The 26,266-nt window shown below is 58.9% G+C and carries 20 protein-coding genes, 3 pseudogenes and 1 riboswitch; of the genes and pseudogenes, 7 read left to right on the top strand and 16 right to left on the bottom strand.

Annotation, left to right across the window (positions count from 1 at the left end; translation table 11 throughout):
- Positions 1-123 precede the first annotated feature (123 nt).
- Both AC3EMP_RS09535 and AC3EMP_RS09540 read right to left on the bottom strand, forming a co-directional pair.
- The gene (locus tag AC3EMP_RS09535; protein WP_023702968.1) at positions 124-597 is read right to left on the bottom strand and encodes a Ros/MucR family transcriptional regulator; all 474 of its coding nucleotides are present in this window, start codon (positions 595-597) and stop codon (positions 124-126) included.
- 419 nt (positions 598-1,016) lie between these two features.
- Entirely contained in the window at positions 1,017-1,205 is a 189-nt protein-coding gene (locus AC3EMP_RS09540; RefSeq protein ID WP_023830730.1) for a hypothetical protein, read from the bottom strand.
- Between the two features lie 552 nt (positions 1,206-1,757).
- Between AC3EMP_RS09540 and AC3EMP_RS09545 the strand changes: the two genes are divergently transcribed.
- The gene (locus AC3EMP_RS09545) at positions 1,758-2,762 is read left to right on the top strand and encodes a glycosyltransferase family 10 domain-containing protein (protein ID WP_352713419.1); all 1,005 of its coding nucleotides are present in this window, start codon (positions 1,758-1,760) and stop codon (positions 2,760-2,762) included.
- Positions 2,763-2,899: 137 nt separating this feature from the next.
- On the opposite strand, the gene AC3EMP_RS09550 is transcribed toward AC3EMP_RS09545, so the two are convergent.
- Complete coding sequence (locus tag AC3EMP_RS09550) at positions 2,900-3,253, bottom strand: hypothetical protein (RefSeq protein ID WP_023690586.1); 354 nt, start codon at positions 3,251-3,253, stop codon at positions 2,900-2,902.
- A gap of 956 nt (positions 3,254-4,209) precedes the next feature.
- Between AC3EMP_RS09550 and AC3EMP_RS09555 the strand changes: the two genes are divergently transcribed.
- Positions 4,210-5,265, top strand: coding sequence for a cytochrome-c peroxidase (locus AC3EMP_RS09555; protein WP_023724684.1), 1,056 nt, complete (start codon positions 4,210-4,212; stop codon positions 5,263-5,265).
- 439 nt (positions 5,266-5,704) lie between these two features.
- Here AC3EMP_RS09555 and metE read toward each other — a convergent pair whose 3' ends face one another.
- The 5 genes from metE to AC3EMP_RS09580 form a co-directional block, all read right to left on the bottom strand.
- The gene (metE, locus tag AC3EMP_RS09560; RefSeq protein WP_352713416.1) at positions 5,705-8,056 is read right to left on the bottom strand and encodes a 5-methyltetrahydropteroyltriglutamate--homocysteine S-methyltransferase; all 2,352 of its coding nucleotides are present in this window, start codon (positions 8,054-8,056) and stop codon (positions 5,705-5,707) included.
- Between the two features lie 95 nt (positions 8,057-8,151).
- Positions 8,152-8,353, bottom strand: a riboswitch (cobalamin riboswitch).
- A gap of 408 nt (positions 8,354-8,761) precedes the next feature.
- Complete coding sequence (locus AC3EMP_RS09565) at positions 8,762-9,754, bottom strand: adenosine kinase (protein ID WP_352713414.1); 993 nt, start codon at positions 9,752-9,754, stop codon at positions 8,762-8,764.
- A gap of 108 nt (positions 9,755-9,862) precedes the next feature.
- Entirely contained in the window at positions 9,863-11,038 is a 1,176-nt protein-coding gene (gene metK / locus AC3EMP_RS09570) for a methionine adenosyltransferase (protein WP_023693516.1), read from the bottom strand.
- A 53-nt stretch (positions 11,039-11,091) separates the two neighbouring features.
- A complete protein-coding gene (locus AC3EMP_RS09575) occupies positions 11,092-12,429 on the bottom strand; it encodes a serine hydroxymethyltransferase (RefSeq protein WP_023702973.1) in 1,338 nt (445 codons plus the stop codon).
- A 647-nt stretch (positions 12,430-13,076) separates the two neighbouring features.
- Positions 13,077-13,394 carry a recombinase family protein gene (locus tag AC3EMP_RS09580; RefSeq protein WP_352713412.1) on the bottom strand — a complete coding sequence of 106 codons (318 nt, stop codon included), beginning with the start codon at positions 13,392-13,394 and terminating at the stop codon, positions 13,077-13,079.
- A gap of 390 nt (positions 13,395-13,784) precedes the next feature.
- Between AC3EMP_RS09580 and AC3EMP_RS09585 the strand changes: the two genes are divergently transcribed.
- Together AC3EMP_RS09585 and AC3EMP_RS09590 are read left to right on the top strand one after the other, a co-directional pair.
- Positions 13,785-14,087 (top strand): hypothetical protein, encoded by a 303-nt coding sequence (locus tag AC3EMP_RS09585; RefSeq protein WP_023671839.1) that lies wholly within the window; start codon positions 13,785-13,787, stop codon positions 14,085-14,087.
- On the top strand, positions 14,084-14,560 hold the full coding sequence (locus AC3EMP_RS09590) for a type II toxin-antitoxin system VapC family toxin (protein ID WP_023685624.1): 477 nt from the start codon (positions 14,084-14,086) through the stop codon (positions 14,558-14,560). Before AC3EMP_RS09585 ends, AC3EMP_RS09590 begins: the two co-directional genes overlap by 4 nt.
- A 799-nt stretch (positions 14,561-15,359) precedes the next feature.
- Here AC3EMP_RS09590 and AC3EMP_RS09595 read toward each other — a convergent pair.
- The 4 genes and pseudogenes from AC3EMP_RS09595 to AC3EMP_RS09610 form a co-directional block, all read right to left on the bottom strand.
- Entirely contained in the window at positions 15,360-15,854 is a 495-nt protein-coding gene (locus AC3EMP_RS09595) for a MaoC family dehydratase (protein WP_031203438.1), read from the bottom strand.
- A gap of 658 nt (positions 15,855-16,512) precedes the next feature.
- Positions 16,513-17,057, bottom strand: a pseudogene (locus AC3EMP_RS09600) (thiamine phosphate synthase); the annotation flags it as partial.
- Positions 17,058-17,078: 21 nt separating this feature from the next.
- Positions 17,079-17,328: pseudogene (locus tag AC3EMP_RS09605) on the bottom strand (thiazole synthase); the annotation flags it as partial.
- Positions 17,329-17,361: 33 nt separating this feature from the next.
- The gene (locus AC3EMP_RS09610) at positions 17,362-18,504 is read right to left on the bottom strand and encodes a porin (protein WP_488494606.1); all 1,143 of its coding nucleotides are present in this window, start codon (positions 18,502-18,504) and stop codon (positions 17,362-17,364) included.
- 838 nt (positions 18,505-19,342) lie between these two features.
- Between AC3EMP_RS09610 and AC3EMP_RS09615 the strand changes: the two genes are divergently transcribed.
- The 3 genes from AC3EMP_RS09615 to AC3EMP_RS09625 all read left to right on the top strand — a co-directional run bounded on the left by AC3EMP_RS09615 (position 19,343) and on the right by AC3EMP_RS09625 (position 22,503).
- Positions 19,343-19,891, top strand: a complete 549-nt coding sequence (locus AC3EMP_RS09615; protein ID WP_352463751.1) for a type IV toxin-antitoxin system AbiEi family antitoxin domain-containing protein — start codon at positions 19,343-19,345, stop codon at positions 19,889-19,891.
- 485 nt (positions 19,892-20,376) lie between these two features.
- Positions 20,377-21,159: a hypothetical protein gene (locus AC3EMP_RS09620; protein ID WP_023712852.1), complete on the top strand. Its 783-nt coding sequence runs from the start codon at positions 20,377-20,379 to the stop codon at positions 21,157-21,159.
- A gap of 501 nt (positions 21,160-21,660) precedes the next feature.
- The gene (locus AC3EMP_RS09625) at positions 21,661-22,503 is read left to right on the top strand and encodes a hypothetical protein (RefSeq protein ID WP_352713409.1); all 843 of its coding nucleotides are present in this window, start codon (positions 21,661-21,663) and stop codon (positions 22,501-22,503) included.
- Between the two features lie 561 nt (positions 22,504-23,064).
- Here AC3EMP_RS09625 and AC3EMP_RS09630 read toward each other — a convergent pair.
- From AC3EMP_RS09630 to AC3EMP_RS09645, 4 genes and pseudogenes are all read right to left on the bottom strand, one after another.
- Positions 23,065-23,325, bottom strand: a complete 261-nt coding sequence (locus AC3EMP_RS09630; RefSeq protein WP_488494726.1) for a transposase — start codon at positions 23,323-23,325, stop codon at positions 23,065-23,067.
- Between the two features lie 20 nt (positions 23,326-23,345).
- Positions 23,346-23,923: pseudogene (locus tag AC3EMP_RS09635) on the bottom strand (IS256 family transposase).
- Between the two features lie 212 nt (positions 23,924-24,135).
- Positions 24,136-24,822 (bottom strand): hypothetical protein, encoded by a 687-nt coding sequence (locus AC3EMP_RS09640; RefSeq protein WP_352713811.1) that lies wholly within the window; start codon positions 24,820-24,822, stop codon positions 24,136-24,138.
- 474 nt (positions 24,823-25,296) lie between these two features.
- The gene (locus AC3EMP_RS09645; RefSeq protein WP_352713809.1) at positions 25,297-26,184 is read right to left on the bottom strand and encodes a hypothetical protein; all 888 of its coding nucleotides are present in this window, start codon (positions 26,182-26,184) and stop codon (positions 25,297-25,299) included.
- Positions 26,185-26,266: the final 82 nt, after the last annotated feature.

A 26,266-nucleotide genomic window follows, 5' to 3' on the forward strand; every position in this document is an offset into this window, starting at 1 on the left:
GTCGCGAATTCCTCATGAAACAAGTTGTTGGAAAGGAAGGCGGGGTTGGCCCCGCCTTTTTTATGCGACGCCCAGATTAAGCCCACGGCTGCAACGCTGCAGAAGGAATTTCAATTGCCGCAATCAAGCCGCGACCTTCTTGCGAGTTCGCTTCGTCGGCACCGGCGCTTCCGGCTCTTTCGGCGCTTTCGGTTTGCGGCCGAGCCCCATCGTTTTCGCCAGTGACGAACGCTTCGCGGCGTAGTTCGGCGCCACCATGGGATAATCCACCGGCAGGCCCCATTTGGCCCGATATTCACCCGGCGTCAGCCCATAGTGGGTCGACAGATGGCGCTTTAAAGATTTGAATTTCTTCCCGTCTTCAAGGGAGATGATGTAGTCCGGTGTCACCGACTTCCTGATCGGGACTGCAGGCGTAAGGGCAACCGGCTCTTGTGCAGAGATACCTCCGGCCGTCGCTCTCAGAGCCGCATGCACTTGGCCGATGAGGGCAGGGAGATCCCCCACCGGGATCGGATTGTTGGACACGTAGGCCGACACGACGTCGGCGGCAAGCTCAATGAGGGTGTCGACGTTTTTTCCGGCTTCTTCTGTCATGAAACTCTCCAGGGGTGAAACATAGTCAGCGAAGCGTCGCTTCATAGGGCCGGTTGCCGCCGAAAGCAACAATGTCTCTGACTGCGTTATTGCCAATGCTCGTCCAGAAGCGACATCGATGCGCCATATTTCGCGGCGTGACCGCTGAGCCACTCGTTGTTGGCGACCCTGCCGAGGTGCGTGGCGCGTGCCGCTCTAACTTAGCGCCGAAGTCGCTAGTAGCCTCGAGGCTAAGCGCGCTGTTTTTGTCTCGCTTTGCTTCTTTGGACTGTGAAATCGAGCGATAGTGGTCGGTTGATGGTGGGCGTCAGGGACGATGGAACAAACGTTCATTGGCAATGGCCAAAGTGATGTAAGTTCATCGCCGGTGAGCCGCTCTTGCAAAGGGGCTGGGAACCGCCGCTGATAAACCTAGGACATCAATGTATTTCGAGGCGTTTCTTAGCCGGTCCTGGAGAGGCGGCAATGGCTGCGGATGACACCTGTTCCACGATATCAAACAGCGCGGCGACCGGCAGCTTCTCGAATCTGGAGCGGCTTCTCGCAAGTTGGCGCCGCGCCGAGAGGCCGGGCAAGGACAGTGAGCCGCCTGCATCAATGATATGCATCAACCAGCCAGCGACGCGTCCTCATACAGAATGCCGCGACCGGCCGTGTGATCTCGCCGGTAGTCGCCGAGGCCCTCTGCATGAAGCCTCGTGATGTGCTGACGATCAACCAGGCCAGAAAGGTCGACGTCCTGAAGCAGGGATGACATGAGTTTGCCACTATGCGCAGGCTTGCCATGCCCTTCCGCGGCATTTTGCGGGGCCTGTGAGTTGGGCAAGCTCGGCACTTCGATCGACTTGGCGTCACCCGGCTCATCGCCAACACGCGTTTCGGTCTGGTCCTACGCCGTGACCTTGACTCCGTTCGCGATGCCATTGAACTGCCGTGGAGAGCGGCCGAGGCGGAAGGGCTGATCAACCGCCTGAAGACGATCAAACGTACCATTAGGCAGCGCCGGCTGCGAACTCCTTAGGCACGCATGCTGCCACTCAGCCGGCCTGATCACCACACGAAGCGAGGAAGAACCTGGTCAAGTGCAAAGCGACAATTGCCTCGACAGCAGGTCCCGGAAGGTTTATGCTGCCCGATGTTACCGCAATCCTGAATGGCGATTGAGTACCTTCACGACTGAAGGGAGTGGAACTGCTTTGTCGGCCAAATTGTTGACGGAACGCCCGGCGCCCATTGTTGCTACATGTCTAGATTCTTGGGGCGTTTTGGATGATGCAATCCACCATCTCACTCCAAAGGGCAGTGGAATCTGGAACAACGTCGCTTTTGTACGCACTACATCCTTCGTGCCCGATTGGCATATTGTCTTTAACTCTGCGTCTCTTTTTGGGCTCCCTGTTGATATCGAGGCGAGCCCAAACAGGACAATCTTTGCAATCGGCGAACCGCCGACGAAAGCTCATCGTGCATTTCATGAAGGGCAGGGGAAGAATACTATCGTCCTGACGTCTGACGAAGAGCTGGCTGCTCGGCAGAATGCAGCGCGCCGATTCGTTTTGTCTCCGCCTATCACTCGGTCTTGGTCTGTAAACAAGACATATGACCAACTTCTGGTCAGCGAAGTGGTGGATAAACCGCTTCGGCTCTCATGGATTACCAGTAACATCGCCCTGCTAAAAGGACATCGATATCGGCTGGCGTTTCTGGAACGGCTGAGAAAGGAGCTCGATTTTGACCTGTTCGGCCGAGGTTTTCGGCTGATTGGAGATAAATGGAACGCACTCGCACCTTACCGTTACAGTATAGCGTTCGAGAATACTCGTGCTGACTACTATTTTACAGAGAAGCTTATGGACTGCTTCGTTGCTGAAACAATGCCGATCTATTACGGCAGCCCAGCAATCACGAGGTTCTTCCCTTCGGACTCTATGGTTCTGATTGACCCAGAGGACAAGAACGTAATCCAAAAAATTCAAGAAATCATCAACTCAGACCTCTGGAAGGAACGTCGCGGCGCAATAAGAGAGGCGAAGCGGCTAGTCCTCGAGAAATACAATACGTTTGCTTATCTCGCGGGCTTCATCGAAAGCGTTCAGGATAAACCCTTACCGCCAGAAATTATACACATCGAATCGCCTGAAGTTGATTTTGCAACAGACGAATGAATTAATCCTACGCTCGCTTCGCGTGCCCGGCGGTTGGTGGTCTGGCGAGATCGGTGCGGAGCGCTCGGCGGAGAATGCCTGCTGCGCAGACGGGCCGGCACGGGCGCACAAGGTCATGCGCCCCCGGCTGCCGCTGATCAGACGAACTGGGGAAGGCCAGGAACGGAATTGAGGACCTCGTCCACGAGTTCGTCGCCGGCATGTTCCTTGGCGCAGGCGATCGTCTCGTTGGCGAGGGCGGCGATCTTTGCCATGCTGAGACCCTCACCCATCAATTGCTGCCCGAGCCCCATAAGGCCGCCACCCTCTGGGTCGTCGCCATGATACTTCGCTACTAATTCCGAAGCTCCCGGAATGGCCTCGATCATGCGCGCGCCGGGACCGTCGGCCGCGTGGCTCCGCAGGAAACCCAGCATTAACCCAACGGCCTTCTCTGCGAGAGCCGGGCCGATGCCGGCACCAGTGGCGATGCGCGGTAAGATTTCTTCCATGCAGGGTCTCTCTCTCTTTGATTAGGTTTACAAGTGGCCGGTCCGGCGCCCCGCGCCCTTGGCCGAACCACAATGGAACTCCACTAAATAGGCCAGCGGAAGTGCTATTGCGCCTAAAACCGCCTCTGTCAACGCAAGCTGCGTCGGAAGTGCGTGTTTCGCAAACCGAAGATCATTGCAATTCACTTCAGTACGCATTGGCAACCGCACAGTTTGCGTTGGCTCGCTTATGGGCCAATGCCCCCCGCCCGTCAAATGATGACGACAACGTGGTCGGCGCCTAGGATCTGTGGATCAAGGTGAGGCAGTTACAGCGGGTGGACCTGCTCAAGCGCGGCGCCGTCGACACAAAGGGCTAGATTGGCGATACTGCGCGTGTTGGCCATGTCTTTCCTGGCGTGATGGGATGTTCGTAGAAGCGGAGCTATATGCCGGTGTGACGGTCCACCAAGGCGGAACGCCTATTCCGATACGAGATCCATACTGTCGTATAGACCGTCGCTGCTTAGGTGTTGAAACCGCCATCGCTGGTGACATCACAATGTGTAGTCGGCGGGTGTCGACAAGGCCGATTGCGTAATCAGCAGGTCAGGAGGAACGAATGAACCCTGACGTTTCAGAAGCTCACTTTTCGCAAGGCGTGCAGCGCACATCGTGCAAGAGATTGCCAGTCTTGCGGATGCTGTCGACTTTCTCAACCTTGGCTGGAAGATCGCAGTGACCGAATCTACGAAGCCGCCCTCAGGGCGTGCTTTGATGCATACAACCGGTTGCCGACCAGGGATACCCCTCCTCCCTGAAGTCCAATCGAGAAGAGCGATCCTTCCAAGAGGGTCCCAGCTCAGCTGCGAAAACAGGTGTGAGACCCCGTCCTCTCCCTCAAGCTGATCTAGCTCAGGGCGTTCATGAGCCGCAGATCGCATAATGGCTGCGTGGACGACGCAGGAAGACCAATTATGAAAATCTTATTCAGTACGATGGCTGTCACCTTGCTGGCACCCACCGCCTTTGCTGCGGATTCGATCCCCACCGACCTCAGAGATACGGCATTGGCCACCTTCACGGCTTTGCCATCCACCACGCCGACAGTCGCCAACAACCCGATCACCCCGGAAAAGATCGCTCTCGGCAAGGCACTGTTCTTCGATCCACGCGTCTCGGCGTCAGGCGTCTTGTCGTGCAATTCATGCCACAACCTGGCCACCGGCGGCGACGACAATCACGAAACCTCGATTGGCCATGGTTGGCAGAAGGGACAGCGCAACGCGCCGACTGTACTGAACGCTGTCTTCAACATCGCCCAGTTCTGGGATGGTCGTGCCGAAGACCTGAAGGCTCAGGCGAAGGGACCGGTCCAAGCCGGGATCGAAATGGCCAATACACCGGGCCAACTCATCGCCACTCTCAAGTCCATGCCGCAATATGTCGAGTGGTTCGATGCAGCTTTTCCGGCTGAAGCCGATCGGGTCACCTTCGACAACTTCGCCAAGGCGATCGAAGCCTTCGAGGCGACACTGGTCACACCTGCCCCGTTCGACAGCTTCCTGAATGGTGATGAGGTTGCCATGACTTCCGAACAGAAACAGGGCCTGGTGCTTTTCATGGACAAAGGCTGCTCGTCCTGCCATGCCGGCATCAACGTTGGTGGGCAAGCCTATTACCCATTCGGCCTCGTGGAACGGCCCAGCGCCGAAGTCCTGCCGGACAAAGACAAGGGCCGATTTGAGGTCACCAATGCAGCCGACGATTCCTATGTCTTCCGCGTGGCGCCGCTGCGCAACGTTGCACTCACCGCGCCATACTTTCATACGGGCAAGGTTTGGGATCTGAAACAGGCCGTCGCCATTATGGGGACCACCCAGCTCGGCGTAGTACTGGCGGACGAAGAAGTTGACCTGCTTGTTGCCTTCCTCAACTCGCTGACCGGAGAGGCACCTGACGTCGCCTATCCCATCTTACCCTCAGAAACGGCGACAACGCCCCGGCCTGTAACGCAGATCTCAGGAAAATAAGGGCCAACTGGCTGCGGACTCGCAATCGAAAATGATTGGCGATTTTTACTTGGCGACACGAATTGCGACGTCCATCTCCCGAATTGGCGGGACGCTAGCGATACCCGGACCCTGCCACCTCGCCCGTAGTCTGCGCGATCAACTGGGGGCGGACAGACGCAGCACCATATATTGTCGCTGCCTGAGCGAACGCGCCAAGCAGTCTACTTTGAGAAACGACGCGTGTCCGATTTGTTCGAGGCGCGGGGCCTGTATGTCCCCAAGGAACCGATATTATAGCGTAGTGCCACATTTATATTTCTGCGGGATTAAGACACGTGCCGTAGGGAAATTGCACATTTGCGCCGAGTGGCTCATTTCCAAGAGTGTGATCGGTTTGGCATATTCCCGGCCGACATCCGCCAGCCGGCAACTCCCCACACGGTGAGGAAGAGAAGCCTCACGCCTGCACTTTCTGCCGGAGCGCGCGTGCTGCAGCGACCATGTTAATGAGGGCAGGGCGGACCTCCTCCCATTTGCGTGTTTTGAGGCCACAGTCCGGGTTTATCCACAGTTGGCCGTCGGACAGTCGCTCGCGGGCAAGCATGACTAAGTCCGAAATCTCGCAGACCTCCGGCACACGTGGTGAGTGAATGTCATAGACGCCGGGACCGATCTCGTTCGGATATTTGGAGCTCGTGAAGGCGTCCAGCAGTTCCATCTTGGAGCGCGACGTCTCAATCGAAATGACATCCGCATCCATTCCAGCGATCGCGTCGATGATCTCGTTGAACTCCGAATAGCACATGTGGGTATGGATTCGAGTCGCGTCCTTTACACCCGTTGAAGCGATCCGGAAGCATTCGACAGCCCAGTCGAGATAGGCTTTCCAGTCAGATTGGCGCAGTGGCAATCCTTCGCGAAACGCGGCCTCATCGATCTGGATCATCCTTGCGCCGGACCTTTCGAGATCCGTCACTTCGTCGCGGATGGCGAGCGCGATCTGGCGGCAGGCTTCGGAGCGGGGTACGTCGTCTCGAACAAAGGACCAGTTGAGAATGGTCACTGGGCCTGTGAGCATTCCCTTCACAGGCTTTTCCGTAAGCGACTGGGCGAATTGCCACCAGCGCACCGTCATCGGATTGCGCCTCGATACGTCCCCGAAGATGATGGGGGGACGCACGTAGCGCGACCCATAGCTTTGCACCCAGGCATGCTGAGTGAAGGCGAAGCCGGACAGCTGCTCGCCGAAATGCTGTACCATATCGTTTCGTTCGAACTCACCGTGCACCAGCACGTCCAGCCCGATCTCTTCCTGCCAACGAATTGCTGACTCGATCTCCTTCTTCAGGAAAATCTCGTAGTCGACATAACTGAGCTGGCCCTTCGCATGAGCGGACCGCGCGCGGCGTACCTGCGGCGTCTGCGGGAAGGACCCGATTGTCGTCGTCGGGAACGGCGGCAGCCCGAGCGTGCCGGCCTGGACTCTGGAGCGCTCGCCAAAAGCGCTCTCTCGTCGTTTCATGCTATGGTCAATGCTGGCGATCCGCCCCTCAACAAGCGGGTCATGGATCTTCGTGGACGTCAAGCGAGTGGCGGCAGCCTCGGCAGAAGCTTTCAACGCGGCTGCCACCGCATCCCTGCCTTTGGAAAGGGCCCGGGCCAGCAAGACCAGCTCGTCGGTCTTCTGGGCCGCGAAGGCGAGCCACGACCTGATGTCGGCCTCGAGTTCCGTCTCCATGCGCAGGTCAATCGGCACATGCAGCATCGAGCAAGAAGGCGCGATTTCGACGCGGTCCAAGGGCCAGCCGGCGACGATCGGTTTGATGCGGTCGAGAATGGCGGGCAGGTTCGCACGCCAGACGTTGCGGCCATCGATCAAGCCGAGCGAGAGCACCAGATCCTTCGGAGCGAGCCGACCCACCGTTTCCAGCTGCTCGGGAGCGCGCACGAGATCAATATGCAGGCCGGCCAGGGGCAGAGAAACCGCGGTTTCGAGATTGTCTCCCAGCGACCCGAAATACGTAGCCAGCATGATCTTCAGCTCGGGCGCGGCTTTCGACAGCTGGCCATAGGCGAATTCGAACGCAGCTCGTTCGTTCGGGTTCAGATCGAGGACAAGCGCTGGCTCATCGATCTGCACCCAGTCGGCTCCCGACAGCTTCAGCCTCTCCAGAAGCTGCTCGTAAACCGGCAGCAGCCGCGGTAGGAGCGCGATGGGACCGAACCCCTCGGCAGGCGATTTCGCCAGCTTGAGGAAGGTGATGGGTCCAAGGATGACTGGGCGTGTGTGAATGCCGAGAGCTTTAGCCTCGAGGAAGTAATCGACCGGCTTCGATGACGAGAGGGCGAACGTCTGATCATCATCGAGTTCCGGCACAATGTAGTGGTAGTTGGTGTCAAACCACTTGGTCATTTCCATCGCGGTTACACCAGGTCCATGAGCCTCCTCCTGGTGACCAGCGTGTCCACAATCCTCCGTCTGACCCTGGTTGCCGCGCGCCATTGCGAAGTAGATGTCAAGTGGGACCTCGCCGCTATTCCAGCCGTACCGGGATGGAACGGCCCCGACCATGGCTGCGGTGTCGAGCACATGGTCGTAAAGCGAGAAGTCGTTCGACGGGATTTTCGACACGCCGCGATCGCGCTGCTCTTCCCAGCTAGCGGCTCGGAGCGCCTTCGACGTCGCAAGAAGGTCGCCAGCGGACGATGTTCCGGACCAGTAGCTTTCGAGGGCGAATTTCAGTTCTCGCCGACGACCGAAGCGCGGCACGCCGAGCGTTGCTACAGGAATTTGCTGAGAGACAGTCATGTCATACCCCGATGGTTGGGGGCGTCGGTGACAAGGAAGGCGCTAGCAGGCCGGCATCAACGCCGGGTTGCAGCGGCCACCGAGACACCCCGCCCGTGGACGTAATTCGCGTGGCAGGTCTCCTGGCTCGCGGGGTCATAGCCTCTACCCGTCTTCCTGAGGGTATTCGCCTCAGTGACATGATTGGGGTTGGCTCGCCGCTAACAGTTGCGGGGGCAGCGCCGGCATCGCACCGGCTTCCCTCTTAGCTCCGCTGCGGCAGCGCCGCACGCGAGAACCACGACACGCAGACAATCACAGCTGTTCGCTCTTTTGTCAATGACGCATAACGAAATGTTTATGTCGCTATGTGATCGCGCTTTTACGCCTTTGTCTAGCATTGTGAAATATTCAGTCTGCTGCCCGCATTCGGCATCGTGGGACGTGATCGCAAGTCAAGTCCGACGGACGCCGCGAGTTCTCCGTTACCTCAGGAACCTTACTGGCCTTCCCCAAGCTGAGCTTCTGGAAAATGCTGGTGACGATCTGGATGACGGTGAATGCCGTCATGGCAAGCACGCCTTGCACCGCTCCTCCAGCGAGCTTCACGGCAGCAGCATGGGTCAGTTCTCCGAAGCGAATGGCTGTCGCTATCAGCGAGCTTTGACACAGTTCCGCCACTGCGGTCATCGCGTCAGTAGGGCGGCTGGTTAGTTGCCGGCGCATCTACAGCAACCCAGCCCCTTCCGCCTCGCGGCGCAAATTCTGCCTTGGCCTTGGGCCGATCTGCTGGATCACCAGGCCGGCCGCCAGCGAGCCAAGGTCGCCGCAGGTCTTGAGGTTGCGGCCCTGCGTGTAGCCATGCAGGAAACCGGCGGCGTAGAGGTCGCCGGCGCCGGTGGTGTCGACCAACTCCTTGATGGCGGTCGCCTCGATGACCACGGTCTCGTCGCCGCGCACGATCACCGAGCCTTTTTCGGAACGGGTGACGGCGGCAATCTTGCAGTCCTTGCGGATCTGAGCCAGGGCCTCGTCGAAGGATTTTGTCTGGTAGAGCGACTTGATCTCGTGGCTGTTGGCAAAGACGATGTCGACAGTGCCCGAGCGCATCAGCTCGAGGAACTCGTCCCGGTAGCGGTCGACGCAGAACGAATCCGACAACGTCATCGACACTTCGCGTCCGGCCTCGTGTGCGAGCTTCGCCGTCTGCCGGATCGCCTCCTTGGCGCGCGGCGGATCCCACAAATAGCCCTCGAAATAGGTAACCTTGGCGCCGGATGCCTTGTCGGCCTCGACATCCTCAGGGCCAAGCTCGACGCAGGCGCCGAGATAGGTGTTCATCGAGCGCTCGCCGTCGGGCGTGACGAAGATCATAGAGCGCGCCGTCGGCGGCTGTCCCTCAAGCGGCCTGGTGTCGAAGGCAACGCCCTGGGCATGGATGTCATGGGCGTAGATTTCGCCCAGCGCATCGTTGGAGACCTTGCCGAAGAAGGCGGCGCGTCCGCCGAAGCTGGCGACGCCCGCCGCCGTGTTGCCGGCGCTGCCGCCCGAGGCCTCGATCGCCGGCCCCATGCGGCTGTAGAGCAGCTCGGCGCGCTTGGTGTCGATCAGGTTCATCGCGCCCTTGATAATGCCGTTGATCTCGAGGAATGCCTCGTCGCACTGGGCGATGATGTCGACAATGGCATTGCCGATGCAAAGCACGTCATAATCCGGCATCAATGTCTCCGCCAAAAAACCCGAGCCGGCTTCTCGCCACGCCTGCCAGGCGCGGGTCTGCCCGGTGGAAATGGGCTTTCCGCTTGCCAATCCGTTCGCCGGCGGCTCTCACGGGGCGGCGAGTCCTGCCTCGCGACGCAATTCGTCCGCCCTGTCTGTCTTCTCCCAGGTGAAATCAGGCTCTTCACGGCCGAAATGGCCATAGGTCGCTGTATTGCGATATATAGGGCGTAAGAGATCAAGCATCTTGATAATGCCTTTCGGTCTGAGATCGAACAACTCAAGAATGAGGCGCTCGATCCTGCTTTCCTCAACCCTGGCTGTCCCGAACGTGTTGACCATGACGGAAACCGGACTGGCCACGCCGATTGCGTAAGCAAGCTGCACCTCGCACACGTCCGCAAGTCCGCTAGCGACGATGTTCTTTGCGACATAGCGGGCTGCATAGGCAGCCGAGCGGTCAACCTTGGACGGGTCCTTGCCCGAGAAGGCGCCGCCGCCATGACGACCCATCCCGCCATAGGAATCGACGATGATCTTGCGTCCAGTGAGACCGCAGTCGCCGCGCGGCCCGCCGACTACGAACCGCCCCGTCGGGTTGACCAGAATTCTGATGCCTTCCGTCTCCAGGTGGGTCGGCAGGACAGGCTTTATGATTTCCTCAATGACGCCCTCGCGGACAGTCTCTTGCGAGACCTGCTCGTCATGTTGCGTCGACACGACGATGGTATCCAGGGCGACCGGGCGCAACCCCTCATAGCGCACTGAGACTTGGGATTTCATGTCAGGACGCAACCAGCCAAGCTGTTGTGCCTTCCGGACATACGCCTGCCGTTTCGTCAAGCGATGAGCGAGCTGGATCGGCAAAGGCATCAGGGTATCGGTTTCGCGGCATGCGTAGCCGAACATGAGGCCCTGATCTCCCGCTCCCTGCTGGAGGTCTTGCCCTCTTCCCTCGTCAACGCCTTGGCTGATGTCGGGCGACTGCTCGGTGAGGGCATGAACGACGGAGCAACGCCGGCCGTCAAAGCCGACGGCCTCGTCGTCGTACCCAATGTCGAGAATCGTATCGCGCGCAACTTGGCTGTAATCCACCTGGGCATCGCTGGTGATCTCGCCAGCCAGAACGACTATCCCTGATTTTACCAACGCTTCACAGGCGACGCGCGCCTTGGGATCCGTGCGGAGGATGGCATCGAGGATGGCATCCGAGATGTTGTCGGCCAACTTATCCGGGTGCCCCGCGCCAACCGATTCGGAAGAGAACACGAACTGCCTAGCCATGAATACCTCGCTTCGGATGTTGGATGTGGTATGGGCATTTTGCTTGGCCCACCTTACTTGTCGGAGATGCCCGGGACCTCGAACGCAGCGCACAAGTCGGCAACGTCTCTTCGCACGCAGGCATGGAGATCTTCGTCGTCTGGCCGCTGGAGGACGGAGTCAATGAAGCCAGCAATTTGCACCATTTCCACATCGCGCATGCCCATTGACGTCACTGCTGGCGCCCCCAGGCGAATTCCGCTTGTGACCGCCGGATGCCGCGGGTCGCCAGGCACCATATTAAAGTTTGTGATGATCCCTGCCTTTGCTAGTCGCTCGGCATAGGCCTTGCCCGATAGTGGCCGATCGCGAAGATCAAGGATCAGCATGTGATTGTCCGTCCCCCCGGTAACCAGGTCATAACCTCGCTCAAGCAGTGCATGTGCCAGAGCCTTGGCATTCTTGACCGTCTGTTGGCCGTAGCCTCGGAAGGACGGGTTCGCGGCTTCGTGCAAGGCAACCGCTAGCGCAGCGATGGCATTCATGTGAGGTCCGCCTTGCAGGTGAGGGAAGACCGCCCGGTCTATTCGTCTGGCGAGATTGTATTTGCTCTTTGTATGATACAGGGCCTGATAGCGATCTTCGTTCCTTGACAAAATGAAGCCACCGCGGGGACCGCGGATCGACTTGTGGGACGTGCTGCTGACCACGTCGCAATGGCCCACGGGATTCGGGTGCGCTCCCGCGGCAATCAGGCCGCTGATGTGCGCAATGTCGGCTACGAGATAGGAGTTCGCTTCCAGGGCAATTTCTGCCATTGCCGCGTAGTCAAAGACACGCGGGTAAGCGGTTCCGCCGACCCAAATGAGCCGCGGCCGTTCCCGCTTGGCTGTCTCGCGCAAGCGGTCATAGTCAATCTGCTGTGTCTTTTCATCTAGTCCATAGGGCACGCGTTGATAGTCAGTTCCGGAAAAGTTGATGGCCCAACCATGAGTCAGATGGCCCCCTTCCGGAAGGGGCAAGCCCATGACTTTGTCACCGGGACTCAAAAGCGCACGATAGACAGCCTGGTTGGCCGGCGAGCCGGAATAAGGCTGGACGTTGGCATGCTCGCTGCCAAATAGCGTTTTCAGGCGCCCAATGGCCAGATCCTCAAGCTCATCAACGATCTCGTTTCCAGCGTAGTAGCGCGCGCCGGGGTACCCCTCGGCGTACTTGTTCGTGAAAATCGAGCCGTTCGCTTCCAGCACGGCCGAGGACGCAAAGTTCTCTGAGGCGATGAGCTTGAGGGTCGTCCGCTCCTGCCGCTCCTGTCTCAGAAGCAGCTCGTGGACGCGGCAATCAACCGCGGCCAAGGAAGACCGCCCGTGGGTGTCCGGCTGTGCGATTGCGCCGTCTGCGGAGTTGTCCATGGTAGCTTCGCGCTCCAATTGGATTGACCTATTTCACGATCAAGCACGCGGTCCTTTTCGGCCGCGTGTCTCGTACGCTTCGAGCCGCTGCAGGTCCTGTTTATGATAGCCGTCGCGATGGGGCAGGAGATCGACCAATAATTGAACCAGCCCGCCGTCGTTGGATCCTGCGTTGAGATGGTACGAGCGCCACGGAGGCTGTTCGTTGCAGCAAAGAAAGTCGGCTCTGGCGAGCAGCCGGACGTGTCGCGCAACCCGCTCTCGACACACGCTCAGAATCTCCGCTAGCTCGCAGACAGTTAGGTCCGCATGCGCACAAAGGCCCAGGATTCGAAGGCGGTCAGGATGCGCTGCCATGCGTAGGCGACTAACCAGTGTCATCATGGCTCAGGACCAAGTCCTACCGAATTTCTCATTTCGCGTTCTCCGCAGAAGTTGCGATTTCGAAGGGTTGTCCAACGACCGGACAAATCTCGGTGGCCGTGACGACCGTCGATATCCTGTGTCGAACAAACAAATGGGCGCTCTTCTTGCCTTTAGCCGAAATTGCAAGCAGTTCGGCCAGTCGAAGACAAGCGGGGCCACGGTTTGGAACCACTGACCTCAGACGTTGCAATAAGCCTACCATTCACAGCGAGCCGGAGTTGCTAAGAGTCTATGAATTTCCTTGAAGGATCTGTTGCAACGTTTGCCCAGCCTAGCCTGCTCCGGTTTGCAGCGGTCATGGTCAGGCGATCCATCGCCTCTGCGAGCACGATCAGGAATTTGCCCTGCATCGTATCGCTGATCAGCTCCTGAAGGCCGGGACGCAACAGCGACCCGCCGCAGATCGCGCGGTGGGTATTGCTGTCGACGACTGTCCAGCCTTGCTTTTCAGCACGCAAGCAGCAGAGCCGCAACTGATCCTCGATCGAGGCGTCTCGGTGATTGTCAGTTGAGTAGCGAGCGCCAAGCGCGACCTTCATGGGGCGGCCCCTTACTCCGGGACGCGGTCTCGCGTCTGGCTATCCGTTTCGGCTTGAACGAAATCCCGTGCGGCCTGTCGCGCCAGCAGCCGGACCAGATTGACGAAGCGTCGATCGGGCTTCGGCGACGCAGACACAGCCAATTCGCGGGCCGCGCCGGCGACCACACGAAGCTTTTCGGCTGTTGCCGTTTCGGCGCGCTATGATCGCGTTCCTGTCCTGACGCGAAATACTCCGTTTCGCGACAATGATGCCAAGTCACAGTGCTTCGACAAGCTGGAATTCTATCAATAACGCGCGTCGCGCAGGAGCCAGTGCTGGCCGATGACGGGGCACCTTGTGCTCCGAAGAAGCCATGGCTATATATCCGGATAGAGACGGAGGCACGCGATGGGCAACACTGCACAGAAGAGAGCCATCGAGAATTATCGCTCTCGCCTGGCTGAGCGCGGCATCGCGCGGTTCGAGATCCAGGCCTTCGACGCAGACCGCGATCTACTGCGAACTCTTGCCCGAAAATTAACGGAGAGCGGGCCGGATGCCCGACAGCTTCGTCGGACCATACAGCAAGCCGTGGCGGGTGAGCCACCGAAAGCGGGCAGCATTCTCGCCGCGTTGCGTCGCTCGCCTCTGGTTGGCTCCAATCTCGACCTCAGCCGGCCGCGCGAAGAGGGGCGCAAGATCGACCTGTGACGCGCTACCTTCTTCATACCAATATCATCAGCAACGTCATAAAGCCGGAGCCTTCGGGCTCGTTGCTGGCCTGGATGGGCGCGCAGAAGGACGAAGACCTCTTCATTGCTTCGCTTACTGTCGCCGAAATTCGCCGAGGCATCCTAGAGAAGCCGAAGGGGAAAAAGCGCAGCAGCCTTGAAACTTGGTTCGAGGGCTCCGAAGGCCCGCAAGCGCTGTTCGCTGGCCGCGTGCTATCGTTCGACGAGAAAGCTGGCCTCGTGTGGGCGCGGCTGATGGCCAACGGCAAAGCCAGAGGCCGTTCGCGGAGCGCCCTAGACACAATCATTGCCGCTGTAGCCGAAGCCAACGAGTGTGTCGTAGTGACCGACAATGAAAAGGACTTCGAGGACGTTCAGATAATCAACCCGCTCCGTAGCTCTGGAAGCCAAGCGGGTGATGATAGCTCCAACGGTCCGGCCGTTTCAATTTGAGGATTTCAGCGGCACGGAGTCCGAACGTCTCGTGTTCGCCTACCTTTAGCGATGGCTGGATTGATCTTACTTAGTTCGGCCAGGGACGTCTCTTCCAGTTCCGCTTTAATGCCATCCCGTTCATCTAGTCAGCTCGATCTACCAACAGTTCGCACGCACGAGCGCCGCGAACAAGGCGCGATCGCAGGGACTGCGCGATACGCGTGTCGAGCTCGTCCATCTTACACTCGCTCTCGTCTTCGAAGGCCCTCTCGCCAAACGCCACTGTAGTCCATCCCGCGTGCGCCTCGGGGGCCTTCTCATCGAGGGTTTCTCGCCACTGGTCTGGCGCGCTACCAATGGCAAGTTCGCCCGCTGGGAACTCGTCGGTCTGCACTCCCAGCTCTGGGCATCCACATCAACTGCGGAGCTCTTCATAGCCGTGTTCTTCCTTTAGCTGGCAGCTCTCGAGCTCGACGAGCAGCCGATCAGCGACACCCGCGACCTCAAGTTCGACCCGGTTAACTCGATAACACCCTATTGGCAGATTCAGTCGGGGAGGATCTGCCCACTCCGATCACAAGCCGATCTTTCGACCCCGTGGTCGGGAATTCTCCATGGACCTTCGTGAAGAAGGAATGCAGCGCCGAAAGCCGAGGCGCTTCCGATACATCGAAGCCCCTTCCGAGTCGGAGCCCCGATTAGGCATTCCTGCCACTCTATCTAGCCGACCCCCGTGGCCGCGTTGCCGATCGGTGCGCTAGTCGCCTACATCGCCCCGGCACGTGAAGATCGTCTCTGCTGATGCTCGTTGAGCAATTCAGGCCGCCTCCGGCTGGCGTTTGATCAGCGTCAGCGTCAACCAGCGCGCGGTCAGCGCCGGCTTTTTCGAGCCCTCGATCTCAATCGTCACGCCCAGCGCCGTCTGCACCCAGCCCGACGGCCTGACCTTGACGTCGGCCAGTACGAAACGGGTGCGGATGCGAGATCCGGTTTTCACCGGCGCCAGGAAGCGCAGCGATTCGAAGCCATAGTTGACACCCATCTTGCAGTTTTCGAGCGGCCGCATGGTCTCGAAAGTCATCGCCGACAAAAGCGAAAGCGACAGGAAGCCATGTGCGATGGTGCCGCCGAACGGCGTCTCGCGCTTGGCGCGCTCCGGATCGCAGTGGATGAACTGGTGGTCATCGGTGGCCTCGGCGAACTGGTCGATCATCTGCTGCGAGACCACCCGCCACGGCGACACGCCGACTTCCTTGCCGACGCTGGCCAGAAGTTCGTCGAGACTGATCGGTTCCACGCTAATGTCCTCCATTTCAACCGTCCGAATCGCGAGCGGCTTCATTCCGAACAGTGTCAGCCCATACTGCACCGACTGCCGGCCATCCATCGGCAGGATGGCGCCGGTGAGATGACTGCCGTCACGGCTGTACGAATAGAACGTTCCGCCGGCAATCTCATCGGCGCACCGATGCGCCCGATCCGAACATGGCCGCAGACGGGCTGGCTTGTACCTCGGTCGCGGTGCGCGTCCTACAGGCCAACGAAACAGCTCGTCTTGCTACCGGTGATCATTCCGCCGGCGCCGCTATGCGGTATTGTCGCAAATTGATAAAATCAATTGTCTGGATAGTAACCATCCGTGTTTCGAATTTGGAGGAGTCCAGCAGACGGGGTGGCTTGTGATCCTTGTTGAAGCGCGCCGGCCTCATTCACCGGTAGCACTGAGCCGGCAAGAAGCGCCAGTTCAATGACATTGGGTGTCGACACGGCAAAGCGGCATCAGATGCTACTTCATGATGCGGGATGGCGCTTGCTTCAAGAACGCTCGGCCTGACGTGGAAGCCAGCACCGGATCTGGATTGTCGGTGCGCGGATATTCGCGCAGCACAGCGGCAACCGCAGCGACGATCGATCTCAGCCGTTGCGAGCATGCCGATCTTGGTGGCGGCCACTCTGTTCCCTCGGCGCCATTGCTCTGGTCTTTCGATCCATTCTCGCGTGCGCGCTTCTGGGGCGTCGTTCAGCGCAAAGTCGGTGACCACGGCTGCGCTTTCCGCGCCAGCCTCAAAAAACGCCTTCGAGACGGTCAGGTTGAGGCCGCCGATGCAGACCAATGGGATCGGCGCGACCTGGTGCTTCCACCGCTGATCCGCTCGAGTCCTCGCGACGCCCATTCATCTTCTTGAGGCTGTTGGATAGACTGGGGCGAGCGCCACATACTCCGGTTCCGCCACTGGCGCCGTTTCCAGTTCGGTGTGATCGTGGATCGACAGGCCGAGCTTCAATCCGACGTATTTCATCGCCAGCATCGGCGGCAGCCAAATCCTTTTGACCAAGATGGACGAAGTCGCAGCCTTCCTCGATTGCCGTGCGCCAAATGTCGTTGACTCACTTGGCAACCATGGACCGCGCAGGCGTCGTTCGCGCGTCGGATTTCCGTCTGCAGTCCTTTCTCGTCCATATCCTTTATCCGGAGCTGCACCAGACGGACGCCGAGCGGCACCAGCCGGTCAATCCAGCCGGCACGTCCACGACTTCATGAGAAGACGGCCCTGCCGATCGTCGGTGGGTAGCGCCGTTCGAGCATTCCCGAGCTGAAAGCTTCACGACCGGCATCGACCGCTTTGCCGAACGCACGCGCCATGCCGACCGGATCGGCCGCCCTCGGAACCGCCGTGTTCAGGAGCACGGCGTCAAACCCGAGCTCTATGACGGTCGCCGCGTGCGACGGCCGTCCCAGCCGTGTATGCATCAATCAACGGAATGTAGGGGGAATGTCCGCGCATCAACTGGACCTCGGAGCTCAACGCTTCATCGCATTAGAATGAGCGTTCGAAACGCAGGATACCGCCGACACTGCTCTTCTTGTTGGCATTGGTCCAGTTCACTTCGGAAGCTTTCACCTTTCCGACGGCGGAGCCTCCGTAGCGGTCATAGTCGAGTTCAGCCGTAACTGTGAAATCGGGAAGGAACGCATAGGCGACGTTCGCAGCGACACCATAGTTGTTGAGCTGATCACCCGAGAGCTGAAGGTTGAACGAAGCTGACTCGGTGAGCTCGTAACCGGCGCCAGCCCAGAAAGCCCAGTTCCCACCCCAAGGTTTATAGAAACCGCGACCATGAGCGTCTACCGAATTCGTCGAGCCGTAGTTGAGCTGGCCATGGGAACCGTAGCCCAACATTCCGGATAGCAATAGTTCGTTGGTGACATTGATGTCGACACGGACCTTGGCGGCCACCAATTCGTAGTTGCTATCATAAGCTGCAACGCCGGTGATCGCTCCCCAGCCATGTGCGTATTTCAAGCCGCCTACTATGTGGGGAGCGTAGCTGTCGATTGTGCCGACCACGTCCGAGCCTTGTTCCAGCGAAACCACGGCCGAAAAGCCGTTCCCTGCGTCCAAGTAGTACTGAACCACATTGGTATCGAAAGCGCCGTACGGAGCCGGCGTCTGGTTCAGTACATCACCCGCGCAGCCAATAAACATGTCGAAAGCCGACCGGTCCTTACCAACTCGCAGGCCACCAAGCTGAATCCAGGCGATAGTCAGGCCGCTGCCTCCGTTCAAGGCATAGGACCGAGAACTGTCCGAAACCGATGTCTGGTGGCTGCCGAAGTTCACGCGGGTTTCGGTGTAGGTCTTCAACGTCCCGCGTTCGGTCTCCTGGCCGGTCCAGGTTTTCAATGTGAAGCGTGTGTTGTTTTGCCACGCGCTCTGATGCTCACCAGTCCTCACATCCGAGGTTCTTGAGTGGTCAAACAATCCGACGTTGTAACGGACAGAGCCGCCGATTCGCAGGCAGGTCTCGGTGCCTGAAATGTAGACGTAGCCCGAGCCGTAGACGTCGCAGATCTTGACGTACTCAGTCGGGTCAGGCTCGGCGGCGGTGCTGACGGCGCGAGCGTTGGAAACGGCAATCAGTGCCGCAGTTGAGCCGAGGAGGAGGCTCCTAATGGTCATTGTCGATCTCCGCTTTAATAATAAAGTGATGGACGCGAGTGATTCTGTGAACAGCTTTGAAACGTGCGCAGTTTTGCCGTGCCGTCAGCTAAGCCCTGAAGGAAATCCTAGAATGTACTCTGGTGATTGTTGTCCAATATTTGGTTTTAGCTGCCGATAATATAATTTTCGCCGAAATGGAGGTATGCAAAATTTTGTACAATCATCACAGTCAACTCAGCTGGTAGAGGTAGGCGTCACAAAGGGTCCTGCATTCGACCGCAAATGACGTGCCAGCCTGACGACCAGCTGCGGCTTGAAGCTCAATTGTGCGGGCGGACCTTGGTTCGCACTTCCTTGTTTTTGCCTTGCGGATCCACCCAAGCACGAACGGAAAACGTTCGGCTACAGTTCGACTGTTCGCTTCGCGACAGTTCCGTTCAATGGGGACAGCATTGTTTGTGGTGAGCCCGACGTTGAGGCATCATGCGGCGGCACCGCTCGGCACGACGCCGTCATGATGGCGAGCTGATGCTCGACAACTACGCGCTGCAGCCTTGCACCAAACAGCGCTCGGCAATAAGTCTCGACCAGCGCTCAAAGTCCCGATAGGTCCGGCCGTTAGGATGGAGTGCGCAGGCCACCCCTTCACGCTGGAATTCTTCGAATGTGATGGCGATACGCTTTATCGCGTGAAGATCATCTGTTCGCGGATTGTCGAGCAGAAGACCGAAGTTCGGGGTCGTTACAAGCGCGATTCCAAGTTCCTTTGTCCCCCTAATGATGGCGGTGCGCTGCTCGCCAAGGGTCCACCACTATGTGCGACAGAGGTTTCGCGCGTTTCGAAGTGAAGCTTCCCGTGTTTGAAATCGATGAGATCGGGCAAGCGCCAGGCGAACACTTTGCCAGCGAGCCGCGTCGTTCGACTGCTTCCATGGTAGATGAGCGGCACGATGTCCGCGCTCAATTGGGCAGAACAAACTGCCGTGCGTGGAATGTCCTCAAATCCGAAGCCGCCAACCTCGCGCATCTGCTGCACAAAGAGCTGCGGCTTATGCCGCCGCCAATGCTCACGATTGGCCAAATCTTTGGAAGTTGGCTCTCCGGGATCGATGAATCTGAGAAATACGAATTCGCCATAGCGCTACTCCGGGACGCGGCACTGCCGCATCAAATGCGAAAACGTGATCGGGACCGCGCGGAAGCGCTACACCTCGCAGGTGGGCGTCCACCATCGCTCCGGAATCGCGCCGTTGCTCTGGCGCAAGAACGCGGCGAGGTACGGACTCGCGATCTCACCGACGTCGGCATCCCACGGTGCTACCTCTCCCGGATGTGCGAGGAAGGGCTGCTCGTGAAGGTCGGCTATGGGCGGTATCGAGCCGCTGCCTACGTTGACGCGAACTGAGCTGGCTAGGCGAGTGACTTCAGGATGACCCCGGAAGTATTATCAAAGAGATCGTTGCGGAAAATTCAGATTGGCATGTGCTCAAACGTGATCCAGAATTTCCGTTGAGCAAAGTTGGTAGTGAAAGCGCGTGACCTCGTCGGCGTGTGGCAGAAGGCGATTTCAGCTGTGATTGACAAGACCGCGCCTGCTGGTCGCTGAACGGTCAGCGACAAGAGGCCTGGCACACTAGCACACGTGAGTTCAGGGCTCATGAAAGGGTAATGCTCAACAATCCTGCTCAATGAACGTCGTAATGAATGACGAGCTTGTTCTGAGTATTTAACAGGTGAGCGATTTCAGGGGCGTGAATTCGGTTCATTCAGGTTGTAAGGTCCAAAAAGGTTGCAACTTACTACCGACACCGTCCCGTCATCGCGCAATTGCAATTCGATCTAACCGGCTTATTCTGAGCTGTCGGGGAAATGTTACAGCGGAGGGAAACCGTGAACGATTTGCTGACCAAACCGGCTACGCCCAGGTCAAGACATTTCAATCTGAAACTGGCTGTCGCAGCCGTGTCTATCACTTACGCGCTTTTCGGCGTCTACGGCAAATCCTTCGGCGATGCATTCTTCGGCATCATTCTGGCGCTCATAGCCTTCCTCGACGAGTATGGATTTGACACGAACCGTTATGTCGATGCGGCGCGGCAAAAGTTGCAAAGGTTCTATCGGCAAGGTGATAAGATCGCGCGGGTTCTCGTCTTCACTATCGGAGTCGGTGGAACCGCTCTGATCGTGGACTGGATATTCAATCTCAACGTCATCCCGATCGATGCGGTCGATCCATGGATAAAGCGTCTGGCGCCGGCGCTGGTCATTGCCGCGACAACGCTTTTTCTCGTGACTTTCTTTTCCAAGTTTTTCTATCAGCTCAACGTCACCGTCGCGGATCGAATATCGAACCGGATTGAGATCACGCTCTACCTGGCCACATCGCTCTTTATTGTTTCGAACATCGTCTTCTGGATCGGGATTAATGTCGAAAACGCGCTTCCCTCCTCCTCCACCGATCTGAACAGGTATGATCCAGGGCAATGGGCAGATATTTCTCCGTGGTGGCAGAATTTGCTTCTGTCCCTTGTCCTAATCTCCCTGGTTTGGCTGACCGCCAGCTTCATTTGGGCCTTCTCGCGCTACGCGGAATATTATTGGCGCGACGTACCGCTGAACTCCAAGCCCAAGAGGGCTCAGAACCAGGACGGCAGAAGTACGAAATCCAAGTAACAGCCGCAGGTTGGCGGCAGCGATTGATCATGTTCGACCGGAATCGCCGGTGTTAGATAGGAGTGGCTTCTTCGATGTAAAAATGAGCGAACTTCTTGTGGTTGCGTGGAGCCTGAGGTCGGTAAGGTCCGAACCCGGCGCACTGCGGGACGTCGCTGAACTCAAAGCGTGCGTCGACGGTGGGATGGACTACAGCCTCCGGATTGATCTCTCGGAGTTTGGCCTTGTAGCCTAGTTTGGCGGTCAACCATGAGAGCCACGTAGGGGTCCGGCAAACAAAGGCCTGTGATCTTGAGCCGAAGCCAGGGCTTGTTGGCTCACTTGGCTTCGCCCAGTTCCAGCCTCAGCTTGTGCAGGAAGGTTTCGAGAGTGCCCTCGTCTTTCGGCCAATCCGTTGGCATAGACGGTCTTTAAGGCGGAGTCTTTGTAACGGACCGTGCGGCTACGAGCCGGCCTCGGCTACTATGCTAGTATCGGGGATTTATTTGCTAGGAGTGGGACATGGGCATTAACGATATTTCGACAGATCCATTGGCTGACCTCGAGGACGCTTGTGACCTTATGGATGGCAGTTGCGCCGGGCGCACTCACTTCATCCTCCACCAGACCGTGGACGGAAAGCTCACCTACGACACAGTGAAGCCTTGGATTGGGAAAAAGCGTAACAAGTCGCACGCGGTAATTTTCAAAACGGGAGAGGTGGTCCATTTGTGGCCATTCCAAGAGACGAACGTGTGGGCGACGAAGGCAGAGTCCGGCTTGAAGCCAAAGAACGGAAAGCTGCCTAAGTTCGACCTTAAGGGCAAGGCAATTAACATTGAAATAGACTACGAGGAGGGGGGCTCTCCGAACTCGGCGCAGTACACGAGCCTAGCGGCTTGTTATATTGGCGCTTGCCGTACGGTCGATCGAGTTCTCACGATCGTGCCACATATAGAAATCGATCGCGGGATTCCGGACGGCCACAGTGACCCGCAGAACTTCAATTACACGGGATTCTACGAGCGATTGAACGATCTGGGCGTGGACATGGATCGGGTTCCTCGGTTCGACCATGACCGATATTGGGCAAAGGAGTCGTACAAGGTCCCGTACGCGGATGATTGGTTTTCATGGCCACCGGTGCTGACCGGCGACCCGCATGCCAAACCCAAGGGGGTCGAGCGAGTGGCGAGCCCGCACGGCGATCAGCGCGAGTGGGCAGGGATGCTGTCGAAAGATGCCAGCTTTCACCTCGTTTCAACTGGCGCGATTGGGGTCAAAGAGTTCGATCGCCTTATTCGAAGACTTGAGCAGGAGAGGGAGATTCTTGCCGAGGAAACCGAGGAGCGGGATGAAAACTGAGACGACCACGCGCCACGATCTTCCAAACGTTGATCATTACTGGGGCAGCGGCATTCTGAGGCGAGCCAGTGCTCGAGAAGGGTTCGCCGTTCTGCGCGGGCAATCGGGTGTATTTTGGGAATGGGCACGAATGGCGGACGGGAGCTAGCATCTTGTGAGTCATCTAGGAATTGCTGAAACTCCGAGCGCAAAGATGCCACAGGTGGGCTGCTGATAGCTACGCCTGAAGGAGCGCACTTCAGACAGTCGCTTATCGATGTATGAAGTTAGGTCCTTGAGATAAACGCCTTTGGCACTCTTCTGGCTTCTTTCCTGCTCTGGCTAGCGGAAGCTCAATTTTTCCAGCGCTCACTGTACGAGGTGAGCGTCTGTTGTTCGGCAGCCATCGGCAAGCGCTCAGAGGCGCCGAAGGCGCGTTCGTCATGTTGCTCCCATCTGGGCGCCGTCGCCCGATTGCAAAGGAGCAAAGGGCGTGATCGCAAGCTAGTCGAGGCGCTCGGCAAGGCAGCTCCGCCGGTTGTGTGCGTCAAGTTTTGCAAAATGGGGCGGCCATGATGCTGGTCATGCGGCTTGGCGCAGAGCGAGCTTCTTGTGCTCGCGCAGGTCGTCCATGTTGATGTATCGGTTGGCCTCCATCCAGTTTTCATTGGTCTCGACGGCCAACGCCCTGACCAGGCGCAGGCAGCTTTCGGTATTGGGGAAGATGCGCACGACATAGGTGCGCCGGCGGATTTCCTCGTTGAGCCGCTCCAGCATGTTGGTGGATTTGAGATGCTTGTGGTGCTGTCTCGGCAGCCTGAAGAAGGTCAGGGTTTGTTCGATCGCATCCTCGGCTCAGCCTGTCAGGCGCGGATAGCGTGCCGACCATTTGGCAAGCCATGCGGCAAGATCAGCCCTGGCTCTGCGAGATCGCGCCGGTCGTAGAGCCAGCGCAATTCCTGCAGGCAGTCGTCGCCGTGCTTTCTCGGCAGATGATCGAGCGCGTTCCTGAGGAAGTGCACGTAGCAGCGTTGCCAGGCGGCTTCGGGGATCACCTCGCCGATCGCTGCCACCAGGCCGGCGTGATCGTCGGACACAAGCAACTCGACGCCCTTGAGGCCGCGCGCCTTGAGGCCGACGAGGAAGTCCCTCCAGGCCGAGCGGCTCTCGCGATTGGCCATCTCCACGGCCAGGATCTGGCGCCTTCCGTCCCAGTCGATACCGACCGCGATCAGCACCGCCTGGCTCATGACAACACCGGCTTCACGCACCTTCTCGTAGCGCGCATCGAGGATGAGGTAAGGAAACGGCTCTTGAAGGGGCGCCTGGCAAAGGCAGCGAGGCTCTCGTCCAGCCGCTTGTTGATGGCCGAGATCGACGAGGCCGAGAAGGCATGGCCGCACAGTTCTTCCGTGATCGCCTTCACCTTGCGGGTCGACACGCCCTGGACATACTCTCGGCCAGCGTCGCCACCAATGCCCGCTGCGCCGCGAGGAGGGCAGGGCGCTGAACAGCCGCGCTTCGAAGGCGAGGCCGCGTTCGAGTCGCATCGAGCACCCTAGTGCGATGGCATCAGCAAAAATCAAGATCGCTCGGCTGCGCCTCTCGTTGCGTTTCATGATTGGAATCGCACTGGCCACGTGCAACTCACCATTAGCTCGCCGGCGGCGTTGGTCCAATTGATACGCACCGCATGATGGCCGAGGGCACGTCAGTGTGCGTGAAGCCCTTGAGAAGTGGCGCGAAGTCACGCCTTGGCATAGTCGGGTCGGACGGCATGGGCGCCAAATGTACGCGCGGGATCTCCTCGATGCGCTCCTCAATCTGATCGTTCAGCTCGGCCCTTGCGTAGCGCGGATGAAGGTCCGCTCGCAGTTGGATCACCATTCCAGAGACCGCGTACTGCCCCAGTCGAACACGATCGGGGTTCCACAGAGGAAGCCGCCCGAAACCCGATGCGGTGAATTGGGCGTCAACGGCTGTCCCAACCTGATCGCCGTAGTCGAGGGGAGCAGTCATATCTTTCTTGAGGAACTCGCCAAGCGTCAGCTTCGCAGCCAATTGAACTGCCTCGGCTGGCAAGCCCAGTCCCTCGCTGTCGCGCAAATCAAGGAGCATCGGCTCGCGCCCATGACTGCTCCAGCTGGAGAATTCCCCGATCATCTGGAACAGCGGGTTGATGTCGGGCAGCTTGTCGTCGTTGACGTCCGCCTTGTTGCGCTCGATCCGGACCCGCACGCGCGCGTAGCGCCAGGGTTCGTCCAGCACAACCACCCTCAGCACAAAGCGATCCTGCGGCTTTGGATCGGCATCGAGATCCATGATTTCGGCGGCCAGCACCGCGCCAATCCCTAGCGGCCATTGATTCTCGAGCCGCTGCGCGGCATCCGACTTGCTGGGGCGTGAAGCCGGCCACGACAGTCGTGCTGTTACCCTTCTGCGATGCTCGCTTGCCGGAGTCCACGACCGGCGGCGCCGGGACCAGGAGCCCATCGTCGGCAGTCGTTGGGGCCAGCCAGTCGCGGAGCTGCTTCTCAAGGTTAGCACGCGAGATCTTGGCGGGCTTCGGGATCACGCCGCTTGGTTTGCGACCCGCAGACGCTGGTATGCGAACAGTCGCCGAGTTCACCTCGACGGCGTATGTCTTTGGCGCGACGGCATCCTCGTCCACGAACGGGCTGTCGCCAATCTCGACCTCGATGCGGATGCGGTCATTGTGGAATGGGCCTTCGGAGCCCGAGGACTCCTCGTCACCCTCCAGCACGAAATAGTGCTCGGAGGCATAGCTCTCGAGATGCCACCAGCCGGGCGCGGCTAGCCCATTGCTGTCGGCTGGATCAGCCCTTTCAGGGTTGGATTGCGGCGCTTCGCTCTTAGCCCTGTGCCGCCCGAGCCGAAGGCCACCATCTTCTTATCATCGAGACGACCTTTCAGGAGGTCGGCCAGCTGATCGTTCAGGGGCCGCATGGGCGTTGTCAGATTCACCGGCAGCGGCGCGCGAGGCGGTCCGCTGTCGGCGCTGGGCTTCTGCTTCACTGGCGTCGCGGGCCGACGTCGCGAGGGCAGCAGGTAGAAGCGCCGGGTGTTCGGGGCGACCGGTTCGGTCCAGTTCGGGTTCCAATGCACGACATCGGCTTCGATCTGGCGGGCCGGGGCGAGGCCATCGTCGAAGCGATTATGCTGCTCGATGACGTCCTCGCCGCTGCGCGCTTGGGCATCGCCGCGCTGGCGCAGTTTCGCGCCGCCCGACCCAAGCACAACGCCAGGTCCGCCGCGTGTCCACAGCGGCCGCGGCGGGTCAAAAACGCTCCCATCGATCTCGAACTCGTCATCATATCGGGCGTCGTCGAGTATATCGACAACGTAACGCCCCGCCACAGCGTTGTGGAACAGAGGAAAGAGGAAACGGTCGACATCAAAGCGCGACGGGTCGCTAGCGGTCTCGCCTGGCGTGGGTGCGGGATGGATCTGCTTACGCAATTGCAAGGAGTAGAGCCGTTGGGTACAGGAATCGGGTTCGAAGATCGCCACTCCGAAGCCCTTGGTCGTGGCGAAGAGCCCCGGGGTCGTGATGAGCAGGCTCTTCAGCGTCATCGAAAGATGGCCGGCCAGCTCTGCCGAAAGGTCCTTGACGTGTTCGAACAGCGCGTCGGTACCCGAAGCTGGGTCGTCATTGTGCACATAGGTCACCAGCGCGGCCATGCGTGCGGCCACGTCGGGCAGGAGAGCCCGCACGGTGTTGCGCAGGCCAAAGGCGTCGGCGGGCGAGTCGGAGCGGCGAGCG

It is taken from the genome of Mesorhizobium sp. P160219, assembly GCF_057786095.1.